The sequence below is a fragment of the Lacrimispora sp. genome (assembly GCF_047605665.1).
Lineage (GTDB): Bacteria > Bacillota > Clostridia > Lachnospirales > Lachnospiraceae > Lacrimispora.
The window spans coordinates 98,346-111,855 of sequence record NZ_JASGFH010000006.1 but is presented as its reverse complement, the minus strand read 5'-3'; the positions used below and the strand labels follow the sequence as shown (position 1 = coordinate 111,855).

General features: G+C 47.3%; 11 protein-coding genes. All 11 read left to right on the top strand.

All coding sequences use genetic code 11. From position 1 onward, the window contains the following. The first annotated feature begins 1 nt into the window (after position 1). The gene (locus tag QM657_RS06495) at positions 2-2,095 is read left to right on the top strand and encodes an aminopeptidase (RefSeq protein ID WP_415065776.1); all 2,094 of its coding nucleotides are present in this window, start codon (positions 2-4) and stop codon (positions 2,093-2,095) included. A 113-nt stretch (positions 2,096-2,208) separates the two neighbouring features. Then, complete coding sequence (locus QM657_RS06490; protein WP_415065774.1) at positions 2,209-4,017, top strand: methyl-accepting chemotaxis protein; 1,809 nt, start codon at positions 2,209-2,211, stop codon at positions 4,015-4,017. 285 nt (positions 4,018-4,302) lie between these two features. Further along, positions 4,303-4,821, top strand: coding sequence for a 5-(carboxyamino)imidazole ribonucleotide mutase (purE, locus tag QM657_RS06485; RefSeq protein WP_415065772.1), 519 nt, complete (start codon positions 4,303-4,305; stop codon positions 4,819-4,821). A 24-nt stretch (positions 4,822-4,845) separates the two neighbouring features. Further along, a complete protein-coding gene (purM, locus tag QM657_RS06480; RefSeq protein WP_415065770.1) occupies positions 4,846-5,871 on the top strand; it encodes a phosphoribosylformylglycinamidine cyclo-ligase in 1,026 nt (341 codons plus the stop codon). Continuing rightward, positions 5,865-6,467: a phosphoribosylglycinamide formyltransferase gene (gene purN / locus QM657_RS06475; protein WP_415065769.1), complete on the top strand. Its 603-nt coding sequence runs from the start codon at positions 5,865-5,867 to the stop codon at positions 6,465-6,467. Before purM ends, purN begins: the two co-directional genes overlap by 7 nt. Continuing rightward, entirely contained in the window at positions 6,464-7,750 is a 1,287-nt protein-coding gene (gene purD / locus QM657_RS06470) for a phosphoribosylamine--glycine ligase (RefSeq protein ID WP_415065902.1), read from the top strand. The genes purN and purD overlap by 4 nt, the downstream gene beginning before the upstream one ends. 361 nt (positions 7,751-8,111) lie before the next feature. Continuing rightward, a complete protein-coding gene (locus QM657_RS06465) occupies positions 8,112-9,992 on the top strand; it encodes a DUF4914 family protein (protein ID WP_415065768.1) in 1,881 nt (626 codons plus the stop codon). Positions 9,993-10,136: 144 nt separating this feature from the next. Beyond that, on the top strand, positions 10,137-10,811 hold the full coding sequence (locus tag QM657_RS06460; protein ID WP_415065767.1) for a GntR family transcriptional regulator: 675 nt from the start codon (positions 10,137-10,139) through the stop codon (positions 10,809-10,811). 117 nt (positions 10,812-10,928) lie between these two features. Beyond that, a complete protein-coding gene (locus tag QM657_RS06455) occupies positions 10,929-12,545 on the top strand; it encodes a mannitol dehydrogenase family protein (RefSeq protein WP_415065766.1) in 1,617 nt (538 codons plus the stop codon). 78 nt (positions 12,546-12,623) lie between these two features. After that, a complete protein-coding gene (locus QM657_RS06450; protein ID WP_415065765.1) occupies positions 12,624-12,854 on the top strand; it encodes a 4Fe-4S binding protein in 231 nt (76 codons plus the stop codon). Then, a complete protein-coding gene (locus QM657_RS06445) occupies positions 12,844-13,422 on the top strand; it encodes a 4Fe-4S binding protein (RefSeq protein WP_415065763.1) in 579 nt (192 codons plus the stop codon). The genes QM657_RS06450 and QM657_RS06445 overlap by 11 nt, the downstream gene beginning before the upstream one ends. Positions 13,423-13,510 lie beyond the last annotated feature (88 nt).

Genomic DNA, 13,510 nt, shown 5'->3' with positions numbered 1-13,510 from the left:
AATGGATTATGGAATAATGTTTCAGGAAGAAAACGAAAGCATGAAGGAGCGTTTCGACTTGTCCATGGAGCGGATCGGGCAGATCATATCAGAAGAGACAGTGCCCCAGCCTTTCCGGGATTATTTTGTGAGAACTGCTTCTTTTATCCGGATGATGGGAGAATATCTCCGGTTTATAGAGTCAGGTGACCAGAAGAAGGCTTCTATTGAAGTTTTAAAGGAATGGAACCGGAAGCTTTATGAGGACATCCTGCCCGGTCACAAGGCGGCCCTGGGCGGGTACGAAAAAAGCTATGCAGACCCGGCTTATGCGGCAGCGAGGCTGGGGGAGGGATACGGACGGCTTTTTTCTTATTTATATAAGGAAATACGGGGAGATATCGTCTTTGTCCATGAAAACAGGATGAAGGATATCACCATTTTAAATGAAACCTTCATTGAAATCTATAACATGTTTGAAGACGAAATCCCTGAGGTTTCAACGGTGAAAGAGGTGCTTTACTGGTTTGTCAGTGACTATACGGACCACACGGTTTCCTACCGGGTCCGGGAAGGGCTTGACCCGTCTCTTTCTTTTGCAGTGGATATCATAAAGAATTACGATTTAAACGATCTCAAATATCTGTATTATTTTGGGGAGTATATTTCCGACTCAGAGCTTAAGACAGCCAGTTTTTTAAATTCTCTTCCTGAGGAAACGGTGCGCCTCATGGCCAATACGTATACGGAGGGATATTGCAGGGGCTTTGAGGTGATGGGAAGGGATTTAAAGAAAAAGGGAATGGTGCAGATTCGCTATGAGCTGGGCTTTGAGCGCATGGTGAAGTATGCCATAGAGAATTTTGAAGCCCTTGGACTTAAGATCATCCTCTGCCGGGCAGCCGTGTGGACGGTGAATACCAATGCCGGGCGAAAGGCAGGCTATTACAGCACCTCCCCCAACAGGCAGTACGAATATGACCACCGCTATGATGAGGCCATTTATTTGAATAAAGCGTTTAAGGACCGGAAAGCCGCTGTCTTAAAGGTGGCTTATGAAGAGTATAAGGAACTGGCCGCAGCTTACGCAGGTCCGGCTGTCATGGAAACCTTTGGAAAAGAGGGCTTTAAGCCTGTGAACAAACCGGAGGCAAACCGCCTGGATTTAAAGCAGGAAAAGCTGGCGGTGGAGATGTCCAACGAATCCTCCAGAATCTTAAAGCAGTATGTGCCGGGAGATGAGACCAGCTTTACCATCATCGCATTCCCGGTTCCGGAAATTGGAGAGGACTTTGAAAAGATATTTGAGGAAACCATTGCCATCAACACCCTGGATTACGAAAAGTATAAGGGAATCCAGCAGTCCATCATCGATGCCCTGGACGAAGCCTCACATGTGGAAATCAGGGGAAAAGGGGAGAACCGGACCAGACTGACAGTGGCCCTTCATCCCATTGGCAACAGGGACAGGGAAACCAATTTTGAAAACTGTGTGGCTGATGTGAATATCCCTCTTGGAGAGGTGTTCACTTCTCCAAGGCTGACAGGAACCCAGGGAACTCTGTCCGTCAGCACGGTTTACATCGGGGAATTCCAGTTTAAAAACCTGATAATGACCTTTGAAAACGGAATGATCAAGGATTACGGCTGTGATAATTTTGAAAATCCGGAGGAAGGAAAGGCGCTTGTCAAGCAGATGATTTTAAAAAATCACGACACCCTTCCCATGGGCGAATTCGCCATAGGAACCAATACCACGGCTTATGCTATGGCCCAAAGGTTCGGGATTTTAGATAAGCTTCCCATTCTCATTGTGGAGAAAATGGGGCCTCACTTTGCAGTGGGGGATACCTGCTATAGCTGGGCAGAGGACAGCCCTGTTTACAATCCTGACGGAAAAGAGATCATTGCCAGGGATAATGAGGTTTCTGTTCTCAGAAAAGAGGATGTGTCAAAGGCTTATTTCAGTTGTCATACGGATATTACCATACCCTATGCAGAGCTGGATTCCATTGAAACCATCAGGCCTGACGGAAGCAGGGTTTCTATTATAGAGGATGGAAAATTTGTTTTAAAAGGAACTGAAGAACTGAATCTTCCCTTGTCAGGGGTATAGGGAAGATCAGAATCTTAAGAAATTTATCGGTTAGCTTATGAAATTGTTGCTTTTGCCGATAAAATATTATAATAATGATCCTACAAAAGAGGAACGGATATGGAGGAACTGGTGTGAAAGGTTTAAAGATTGGCAAAAGAATTGCAGCAGCATTTGGAGTTATCCTTGTACTATTTTTAATTGTCTCAGGTGTTTCTATTATAGGGCTGAGGCAGAACAACGGAAGACTGGTGGATTTTTTCGGCAATGGGCATAAGGTGGCGCTGAATGCGATGGAGATGAGGCTTGAGATTCAGGCGGCAGCCAAAAATATGGCTTATGCTACTTTGAGCACTGATTTAAACGACACAGAGCAGTATATTAAATCGGCAGATTCCAATGTGGAAAATTTTATGAAAGGCATCCAGTTTTTACGGGAGAAGTACAAGGGCGATAAAGCCATTCTGGATAAACTGGAAGCTGATATAAAAGAACTGGAGATTTATAAAAATGAGGTGTTTGAGCTGGCACGGCAGAACAAGAGCCGCCAGGCCACGGAAGTGTTCTTCGGTTCCGTCAACCCTGCTCTTGCCAAGATCCGGGACGGTCTGACTGAAATCGGCAGTCAGGTGGATCAGGTTACGGATGCTGATTTCAAGAACAGCCAGAGAGAAGCGGTATTTCTTCAGCTTCTGGTAGTGGTTGTCCAGATCATCGCTGTTTTGACGGCTTTAGGCTTTTCCTATTTCTTAACAAAACGTATTGTAACTCCTATAAAGGAGATTGAAAAAGCAGCCAAGGAGATGGCAGAAGGAAGCCTTCACGTTTCCTTAAATTATCAGTCCAGAGATGAGCTTGGCCTTCTTTCTGACAGCATGCGGAATACAATTTCCAATATCAGAACCATCATTGAAGATATCACTTATTTAACAGGAGAGATGGCGGAGGGCAGATTCCAGTTCAATTCCCGCTGCCCGGAAAAATATGTCCTTGATTATTCAACCATCCTGGTTTCTCTGGGCAAGCTCAGGGATAATTTAAGCGATTCCCTTTACCGCATCAGCGAGTCCGCTGGTTTAGTGGCAAACGGTTCTGACCAGGTATCCTCCGGCGCCCAGACCTTATCCCAGGGTGCCACAGAGCAGGCTTCCTCCATTCAGGAGCTGGCAGCTTCCATCAGTGATATTTCAAATCAGATCAATAACAATGCACAGAGCGCCAAGGAGGCTCGCATAACCTCCGAGGAAACCGCCAACAATGTGGCAAAGAGCAATGAGAAGATGGATGAGATGAATCAGGCCATGACAGAAATCAGCCATAAGTCCAATGAGATCGGAAAGATCATAAAGACCATTGAAGACATCGCTTTCCAGACCAACATCCTGGCTTTGAATGCGGCTGTAGAGGCTGCCCGTGCAGGTGAGGCCGGAAAAGGCTTTGCAGTGGTGGCTGATGAAGTGCGCAACCTTGCCAGCAAATCAGGAGAAGCGGCTAAGAATACGACTGCTTTGATTGAGGAAAGCATGAGGGCCGTGGAAAAGGGAACTAAAATTACAGCTGAGACTGCCAAGGCCATGCATGCTGTGGTGGAAAGCAGCCAGCTCGTTAATATCATCATTGAATCCATTGCAATGGCTTCTGATTTACAGGCCACTGCAGTTAATGAGGTGAGTCTTGGAATTGACCAGATATCCAGCGTTGTCCAGACCAACTCCGCAACCGCAGAACAGAGTGCTGCAGCCAGTGAGGAACTGTCAGGACAGGCTCAGATCATGAAGGGGCTTTTGAGCCGTTTCAACCTTCACGGCGTTGAGGAGAAAAAAGAAAAGACCTGCAAGTCTGTAGCATCCCCTTATTACACGCCAATGACGGAGACACCGGTTTTAGACATTGATCCATCTTATTTTGATGAACCCTCTTCTTTTGGAGGCGGGAAGTATTGATTGATTCAGCCTCAGATTTCTGTGAACAAGGTTTGCAGCAGAAACATACATAACAGCTTTTAATGCATGAAATGCGCTTTGATATATTTTTTATCAAAGCGTGTTTTTTGTTTTTTACAGGAATTAAATTTGAGAAAAAATGATTGACGGGCCAGAAAAAAGCTAGTATTATAATTGATAAGATATAATTAATTAATAAGAGATATTTATTAGATATGCTTATATAAAAATACTGCTGATAATAATGAATTGAAGAAACGTGCGAGAGGAAAAGGAGAGTTTACTATGGCAAACGTGTCGATTGTAATGGGAAGTGATTCCGATATGCCTGTTATGGCTCAGGCGGCTGAGGTTTTGGAGGCGCTGGGAGTGGAATTTGAAATCACTGTAATTTCCGCCCACAGGGAGCCGGATGTGTTCTTTGAGTATGCTAAAACGGCTGAGGCGAGGGGAATAAAGGTCATCATTGCAGGCGCTGGCAAGGCGGCTCACCTTCCGGGCATGTGCGCGGCCCTGTTTCCCATGCCGGTGATCGGGGTGCCCATGAAAACGTCGGATTTAGGCGGCGTGGATTCTCTTTATTCCATTGTGCAGATGCCCTCCGGCATTCCGGTTGCCACTGTTGCCATTAACGGGGGAACCAATGCGGGAATCCTGGCCGCTAAGATGCTGGCTGTCAGTGATTTTGAGCTGCTGGAGAGAGTGAAGAAATACGGGGGAAATTTAAAGGACGATGTGATGAAAAAGGCTGAAAAGCTGAGTGAAATAGGATACCGGGAGTATTTATCCCAGATGAAAAAGTAAGACAGGGGAAGCGGAGGAAAAACGATGGATTACAGGAACGCCGGAGTGGACATTGAGGCAGGTTACAAATCGGTGGAATTGATGAAAAAGCATGTGCAGGAGACCATGAGGCCGGAGGTTCTCGGAGGGCTTGGAGGATTTTCAGGCGCATTTTCCATGTCAGCCTTTAAGGAAATGGAAAAGCCTGTACTGTTATCCGGAACCGACGGAGTGGGAACAAAGCTGAAGGTTGGATTTTTAATGAACAGGCATCATACTGTGGGAATCGACTGCGTGGCCATGTGCGTCAATGACATCGCCTGTGCAGGCGGCGAGCCTTTATTCTTCCTGGATTACATTGCCTGCGGCAAAAATGATCCGGAACGGATCGCCGAAATCGTCAGGGGCGTGGCAGAAGGCTGCAAACAGGCAGGAGCCGCCTTGATCGGCGGGGAGACAGCGGAGATGCCGGGCTTTTATCCGGAAGACGAGTACGACCTGGCAGGCTTTGCAGTCGGCGTGGCAGATGAAAAGAACCTGATTACAGGAGCCGGGTTAAGGGCTGGGGATGTGCTGGTGGGCATGGCTTCCTCCGGCGTTCACAGCAATGGATATTCCCTGGTGCGCAGGGTGTTTGATATGACAGAAGAAGGGTTAAACACTTACTATGACAGATTGGGAAAGACTCTTGGAGAAGAGCTGATGACCCCTACCAGGATTTATGTGAAGGCTTTAAAAAGCATAAAGGAGAGAGGCGTTGTGATCAAGGCCTGCAGCCATATTACAGGCGGCGGCTTTTATGAAAATATCCCCCGGATGCTGCCGGAGGGAATCAGCGCTGTGGTGGAAAAAAACAGCTATGAAATTCCTGTAATTTTTAAGCTTTTGGCAGAAAAAGGCGGGATTGAGGAACAGGTGATGTACAACACCTACAACATGGGAATCGGGATGGTGCTGGCTGTTGATCCGTCAGATGTGCATGAGGCCATGGAAGCCATCCGCCAGGCAGGTGATATTTCTTATGTGATCGGGCATACAGAGTCCGGAGAGAAAGGCGTAACCTTATGTTAAAGATCGGAGTATTGGTTTCCGGAGGGGGAACCAATTTACAGGCGGTTCTGGATGCAATTGAGTGCGGCCGGATAGCCAATGCAGAGGTTACGGTGGTCATCAGCAACAATCCGAATGCCTATGCCCTGGAACGGGCCAGAAATCACGGAATTGACGCTTTTTGCATTTCTCCCGGCGATTTTCAGGAAAGGGAAGCGTTTTATCATGCTCTCCTTGAAAAGGTGGATGAATACGGGCTGGACCTCATCGTCCTGGCCGGATTTCTGGTGACCATTCCTCCGGCCATGGTGCAAAAATACAGAAACCGGATCATCAACATTCATCCTTCCCTGATTCCTTCTTTTTGCGGTAAGGGATATTATGGGCTTAAGGTTCATGAGGCAGTTCTGGAGCGGGGAGTGAAGATCACGGGGGCTACGGTTCACTGCGTGGATGAGGGAACGGATACAGGCCCTATCATTTTGCAAAAGGCCGTGGAGGTCCGTGAAGGGGATACACCGGAGTCTTTGCAGAGGCGGGTCATGGAGGAAGCGGAATGGCAGATACTTCCCCAGGCGATTGCAATGATCGCGGACAGACAGGAGGAGACAAAATGAAGGTTCTCATCATAGGAGGCGGAGGGCGGGAGCATGCGATTGCCTGGAAGATCGCCAGAAGCCCTAAGGTCAGCCATATATACTGTGCTCCCGGAAATGCGGGGATTGAGGAAATTGCAGAATGCGCGGACATCGATGTGATGGACTTTTCAGGGCAGATAACCTTTGCAAGGGAAAAGGAGATTGACCTCATCGTTGTAGGGCCTGATGATCCGCTGGTAGCTGGGGCGGTGGATGCGCTGGAAGAGGCTGGATTTCGGGTATTCGGCCCCAACAAGGCTGCGGCCCTGTTAGAAGGGTCTAAATCATTTTCCAAGGACGTGATGAAAAAGTACGGGATTCCTACGGCTTCTTATGAGGTCTTTGACTCACCAGAGGCGGCTCTTGCATATCTGGAAACAGCTAAAATGCCCATTGTGTTAAAGGCCGATGGCCTGGCTTTGGGAAAGGGCGTTTTGATCTGCAATACAAGGGAAGAGGCGGTAAACGGGGTGAAAACCCTGATGGTTGATAAGCAGTTCGGCTCTGCGGGAAAACGGATTGTGGCCGAGGAGTTTATGACGGGCCGGGAGGTGTCGGTGCTTTCCTTTGTGGATGGAAAGACCGTTAAAATCATGACCTCTGCCCAGGATCACAAGCGGGCAAAAGATGGGGATCAGGGTCTTAATACAGGAGGCATGGGAACCTTTTCGCCAAGCCCTTTTTACACAGAGGAAGTGGATGAATTTTGCAGGAAGCGCATTTATCAGGCCACTGTGGATGCCATGAAGGCGGAAGGAAGGGAATTTAAAGGGATCATATTTTTCGGACTGATGCTGACGGAGGATGGGCCGAAGGTGCTGGAGTACAATGCCAGATTCGGAGACCCGGAGACCCAGGTCGTGCTTCCGCGGATGAAAAATGACATTGTGGAGGTTTTTGAGGCCTGCATTGACGGAACGTTAGACCGGATCGATCTGCAGTTTGAGGATAATGCCGCTGTTTGCGTGGTTCTGGCATCGGATGGATATCCGGAGCAGTATGAAAAGGGGTATCCCATTAATGGGCTGGAGACATTTAAGAACAAGGATGGATATTTTGTTTTTCATGCGGGCAGTAAGTCAGATGGCAGTGGAAATGTGGTGACCGGCGGAGGAAGAGTGCTGGGAGTGACGGCAGTGGGAAGGGATTTAAAAGAAGCCAGGGACAAGGCCTATGAGGCAGCGGCCTGGGTTTCTTTTAAAAATAAATATATGAGGCTGGACATTGGCAGAGAGATCGGAGAAAGGGCCGGTAAGGAGTAAAAAGTCATTGACACAGAAGCATTTTCATGCTACTGTATTCTACAATGGGCCATATAAATATGAAGGAAATCTTTGAATGGCCGCAGGGCATGGAAAGGTTCAGGAAGGCATCAACAGGATATCGCTAAGTTGCCAGTGGCAGGCCACCAGCAACCCTCAGTAGAGCTTTACAGAGTTAAATAGTGCCGGAAGACATCGAGAACAGGACTTATTATACATTGTAAAAAAGCTGATATCCATTTGCGTGGATGTCAGCTTTTTATATGTCATGGCTCAGAATATGCAGCGAAGTGATGCAATACAATGAAAATGGGAACATGAGAGAAATGCGTATCACAGGTGCGCAAGAACGGAGGAAAATATGCTAGAATGTTTGCGTAAGATGAACTTGCCGGAGTATGTACAGGATATCCTGAGCCATGCAAAGGGAGTCATCGTTCCAAAAACAAGGGAAGAACTGTTACTGCTGGCTATGGGTAACGATCCGGAGAACATGGAGTACCGTATCGAGTATGAGGTCGAGGGAAAAGGCACCGTACTGGAGGCCATTGCAACCAAGTGTAAAAATGGTGTCGTGGTCAACTATATGGAAGACTACATGAGAAGACGTGATCCTGACAGTTTGCTGATTTCTGATCACAGGCCTACCGATAAGCCCAGATACCAGGATGTTTATGGCGCAGATTTTGAAATCTTAAGAGGCGAGACCTTTGATTGGCTGAAGAACCAGGAACTTATTTTCTTTCCCTTTAAATCAGGCGGACTTGAATACGGATACGATTCCATTCTCCTGGCTCCCGCAAATGCAGGCTTTTTTGCCGCAGGTCTTGCTGATCTGCAGGGCTTTTTAAATATTGATGAAATTTCTTCTGACTTCACTCCAAGAGCGATTGTCTTTCTGGCTCCTCCCTTCCGCCATACCCATTTTGACGGAAAGCAGATTGTTATTCACAACCGTCTGGAGGGCGTTCATGAATTCTATGCCTATAATCTTTATCCAGGCCCCAGTGCCAAAAAAGGCATTTACGGAGTTCTTCTCAACATTGGAGAGGAAGAAGGCTGGGTAACTGCCCATGCGGCTACCGTAAAGGTAATCACCCCCTACGACAACGAAATCGTCATCATGCATGAAGGCGCTTCCGGAGGCGGAAAGAGTGAGATGCTGGAAGACATCCACAAAGAGATGGATGGGCGTTCTCTCATAGGCAAAAACACAGTGACAGGTGAAAAGAATTATCTGGTGCTCCATGAGACTTGTGATCTGATTCCAGTCACCGATGATATGGCTTTGTGCCACCCTAAGATGCAGAATGACAGCAATAAGCTGGTTGTCAAGGATGCGGAATCCGCATGGTTTTTAAGAGTGGATAACATGAAAGTATACGGCTCTTCTCCTCAGTATGAAAAACTGATGATTCATCCAAAGGAGCCGCTGGTATTCTTAAACTTACAGGCAATGCCCGGCGCAACCTGTCTGCCCTGGGAACACACCTTGGACAGCAACGGAAAGCGCTGCCCCAACCCACGTGCCATCCTGCCCAGAAGGCTGATTGAAAAGGCCATTGATAATCCGGTAGAAGTGGATGTGAGAAGCTTCGGTGTGAGAACACCTGCTTGTACAAAGGAAGTCCCTTCCTATGGAATCATGGGAATCCTTCATATCCTGCCTCCTGCACTGGCATGGTTATGGCGTCTGGTGGCACCGAGAGGATTTAACAACCCCAGTATCATTGATTCCCTGGAAATGAAAAGCGAAGGCGTTGGCTCCTACTGGCCCTTTGCAACCGGTAAGATGGTCACACAGGCGAATCTGCTTCTGGATCAGATTGTCAAATCCACCAGCACCCGTTACGTCCTGATCCCTAACCAGCACATCGGCGCATATTACGTCAGCTTTATGCCTCAGTGGATTGCAAGGGAATACATCGCCAGAAGAGGAAGCGCCAAATTCAAGCCAGAGCATCTGGTGGAATCCCGCTGCCCCCTCTTAGGCTTTGGTCTGGATTCCTTAAAGATCGACGGCCAGTATATCGGAAGAATCTTTTTACGGCCTGAGACCCAGCAGGAAGTGGGCAAAGAAGGCTACGATGCCGGAGCCAGGATTCTGACTGAGTTCTTCAGGCAGGAGCTTATGAAATATAATACAGAAGAATTAGACCCAATGGGAAGAAAGATCATTCAGATGTTCTTAGACGGCGCATCCGTACAGGATTATCTGGAAATCATACCCATGAGATATTAATACCAGATTTTAAAGGTCTGGCGGCAATCTGCCGCCGGGCCTTTTTGGTATGAGACCTTTGCTGCCTTGCATACTAGTGCTTGACAGAGGTGTTTAAATCACTTATTCTAAAGTTAAAAAGAGAATCGGAAAGAGGGGTAAAATATGCGGCTGACAGAGCGGCTTTTGAAAGAAACAGGGCGGGAGTATGCCCTTCGGATGTTAAAGGATAACATCATTCACCTTGATCTGGTTCCGGGAAGCATGCTGAGTGAAAATGAGCTTTCAGCGGAAATGAATCTTTCCAGGACGCCCGTGAGGGAAGCCCTGATTGAGCTTTCAAAGGTGAAGATTGTGGAAATCTATCCGCAGAAGGGAAGCGCAGTGGCCCTCATTGACTACGATATTATAGAAGAAGCCCGTTTCATGAGAAATGTTCTGGAATGTGCGGTAGTTGAACTGGCCTGCAAATCCCCGTCAAAGGAGGATTTGTTAAAGCTCCAGGAAAATGTGAAGCTCCAGGAATTTTATATGGAAAACCGTTCCTCTGAAAGGCTTTTGGAGCTGGATAACGAGTTTCACCAGATGCTGTTTCACATGACCGGAAAGGATCAGGTATATCAGCTTATGGACAGCATTACCATACATTTTGACCGGATACGGAGCATGTCTTTGGAGGCGGTTAAGGAGCTTAAGCTGGTTTCCGACCATCAGGCCATTGTGGAGGCCATCGTTGCCCAGGACAGCGATAAGGCCAAGGCTCTTATGGAAAAGCATTTGTCCAGGTACAGAATTGATGAGGAAGCCTTGAGAGAAAAGTACCCAGGTTATTTTAAATGAGACTTTTGTGCAATATGTCTAAAAAAACAATTAATATTTATCGAAAATATTAATTGAACTACTAGTATACTAGCTATATACTAGAAGGACAAAGGAAATTAAAGGAGGAATCTATTTATGAAATTAAATCGGTCTTGCTTGACAGACAGACAGGCCTGGAACACAGCTTTCGTAAGGCTGCCGGAATTTGACTGGGAGAAGATGACAGAGGCAACAGAACAGTCTCCGGTATGGGTGCATTTCGGTGCGGGAAATATATTTCGAGGATTCATCGCAGTGCTGCAGCAGCGCCTTTTAGAGGAAGGCCTGGAAAAAAGCGGTATCATAGCAGCAGATACCTTTGACTTCGATATCATTGATAAAATATATACTCCTCACGACAGCATGACCATGATGGTGGGCTTAAAGCCTGACGGGACCATGGACAGAGAGGTCATTGCCAGCGTGGCAAAGGGAGTAAAGGCCGATGTGAACGATGAAAAAGAATTCGGTTCTCTGGTACGGGTGTTTGAAAACCCTTCCCTTCAGATGGCCAGCTTTACCATTACGGAAAAAGGATATGCCCTCACAAACTTTAAGGGAGAACTGTTCCCGGTGGTTGAAAAGGACATGCAGGAAGGCCCGGAAAAGGCCAGCCATGCCATGAGCATTGTAGCAGCCCTTCTGCTTAAGAGATACGAAGCAGGCCGTTTCCCTCTGGCCCTTGTCAGCATGGATAACTGCAGCCATAACGGCGAGAAGCTAAAGAGCAGCGTCGTCGCCATCGCAAAGGCCTGGGTGGAAAAGGGCTTTGCACCGGAAGGCTTTTTAACCTGGGTGGAGGATGAGGATCACGTTTCCTTCCCATGGAGCATGATCGACAAGATCACTCCCCGCCCCGCAGAGGAAGTGCAGAAGGCTTTGGAAGAGGATGGAATCGAAGAAATGGCTCCCATCATCACCAGCAGAAACACGTATATCGCCCCCTTTGTCAATGCTGAAATCCCTCAGTACCTGGTGGTGGAGGACCGCTTCCCCAATGGCCGTCCTGCACTTGATAAAGCCGGAGTGTACTTGACAGACCGTGATACGGTAAACCAGACAGAACGCATGAAGGTGACCACCTGCTTAAATCCCCTGCACACAGCTTTGGCTGTATACGGCTGCGTCCTTGGATACAACAGCATTGCTGCGGAAATGAAGGATGAGGACTTAAAGGCCCTTGTAGAGCGCATCGGCTATCAGGAGGGAATGCCTGTGGTAACTGATCCCGGCATCTTAAGCCCGGAGGCATTTGTAAAAGAGGTCATTGACTACCGTCTGCCTAATCCTTTTATTCCTGACACACCTCAGCGAATCGCAACAGATACCAGCCAGAAGGTGGCCATCCGTTTTGGAGAGACCATCAAGGCATATTTAGCTGACGTTTCCCTGGATGTGAACAGTCTGACAGCCATTCCTCTGGCTATTGCAGGCTGGCTCCGTTACCTTCTGGGCGTCAACGATGAAGGAACTGAAATGGAAATCAGCAGCGATCCCATGCTGGAAGCTTTAAAGGAGCAGTTAAAGGGAATCAGCCTGGGAGAAGTTCCCCAGGAAAAGGGCTTTTTAAATGAAATTCTGTCCAATTCTGTTCTCTTTGGAACTGATCTGGTAGAGGCAGGCCTGTCTGAGAAAATCGAAGCCATGTTCTGCGAAATGCTGGAAGGCCCCGGAGCTGTCAGAAAGACCTTAAAGAAATATATGGCAATGTGACCCGGTCACGGAAAATAAAAACTGAAACTGCTATGATAAATGCTGAGAAAATCACCCGAAAAAGGAGTAGAAACAGTGATGGCAGTTCAGAAAAGTAAGAAATATGCATCAGTCCAGGAATCACTTTGCGTGGCCTGCGGCTGCTGCATCAAGGTGTGTCCCAAGGGAGCCATAAGCGTTCCCAAAGGGATTCACGCCGTAGTGGATATGGCCGCATGCATCGGATGCGGCCTTTGTGCGAAGGCATGCCCGGCATCCGTAATCACAGTAAAAACTGTGGAAATGGAGGTAGGGATAAATGAAAGGTAAGAAAAAATACTGGTACGATTATCTTTGGATTCTGTCCTCCATTTATTTGATTTTAGGCTTCTTTAACATTCTTTTTGCCTGGCTGGGGCTCATTTGTTTTTTTACCCCCCTTCTCATTTCCATGGTCAAAGGGAATAAGGCTTACTGCAACAAATACTGCGGAAGAGGGCAGCTCTTTGAGCTTCTGGGAAATAAGCTGAAATTGTCCAGAAAAAAGGATATACCGGCATTCATCAGAAGCCGGTGGTTCCGGTATGGCTTTTTGGTATTTTTCATGGTGATGTTCGGAAATATGCTTTTTTCCACATATATGGTCTTTTCCGGAGCAGGCAGTTTAAACGAAATGGTGAAACTGTTATGGACCTTTAACCTGCCCTGGCATTTCGCCTATAACGAAGCGGCGCCAAAGCCCTGGATGGCCCAGTTTGCCTTTGGATTTTACAGCGTGATGCTGACCTCAACGGTTCTTGGCATGATCACCATGGTTCTTTACAAGCCCAGGTCCTGGTGCGTATACTGCCCCATGGGAACCATGACTCAGGGAATTTGTCAACTAAAGAATAAATAGAGAGAATAATTAGAGGATTTTCCATAAACTATTGATAAATATGGCATAATGTGCTATAAAGAAAGCACAGGAGTTTAAAGGAGGTGAA

What these genes read in the sequence shown, in the direction of transcription:
- purD (WP_415065902.1), top strand. Translation starts at nt 6,464, where the DNA reads ATGAAGGTTCTCATCATAGGAGGCGGAGGGCGGGAGCATGCGATTGCC.
- purN (WP_415065769.1), top strand. Translation starts at nt 5,865, where the DNA reads ATGTTAAAGATCGGAGTATTGGTTTCCGGAGGGGGAACCAATTTACAG.
- purE (WP_415065772.1), top strand. Translation starts at nt 4,303, where the DNA reads ATGGCAAACGTGTCGATTGTAATGGGAAGTGATTCCGATATGCCTGTT.
- QM657_RS06455 (WP_415065766.1), top strand. Translation starts at nt 10,929, where the DNA reads ATGAAATTAAATCGGTCTTGCTTGACAGACAGACAGGCCTGGAACACA.
- purM (WP_415065770.1), top strand. Translation starts at nt 4,846, where the DNA reads ATGGATTACAGGAACGCCGGAGTGGACATTGAGGCAGGTTACAAATCG.
- QM657_RS06495 (WP_415065776.1), top strand. Translation starts at nt 2, where the DNA reads ATGGATTATGGAATAATGTTTCAGGAAGAAAACGAAAGCATGAAGGAG.
- QM657_RS06445 (WP_415065763.1), top strand. Translation starts at nt 12,844, where the DNA reads ATGAAAGGTAAGAAAAAATACTGGTACGATTATCTTTGGATTCTGTCC.
- QM657_RS06460 (WP_415065767.1), top strand. Translation starts at nt 10,137, where the DNA reads ATGCGGCTGACAGAGCGGCTTTTGAAAGAAACAGGGCGGGAGTATGCC.
- QM657_RS06450 (WP_415065765.1), top strand. Translation starts at nt 12,624, where the DNA reads ATGGCAGTTCAGAAAAGTAAGAAATATGCATCAGTCCAGGAATCACTT.
- QM657_RS06465 (WP_415065768.1), top strand. Translation starts at nt 8,112, where the DNA reads ATGCTAGAATGTTTGCGTAAGATGAACTTGCCGGAGTATGTACAGGAT.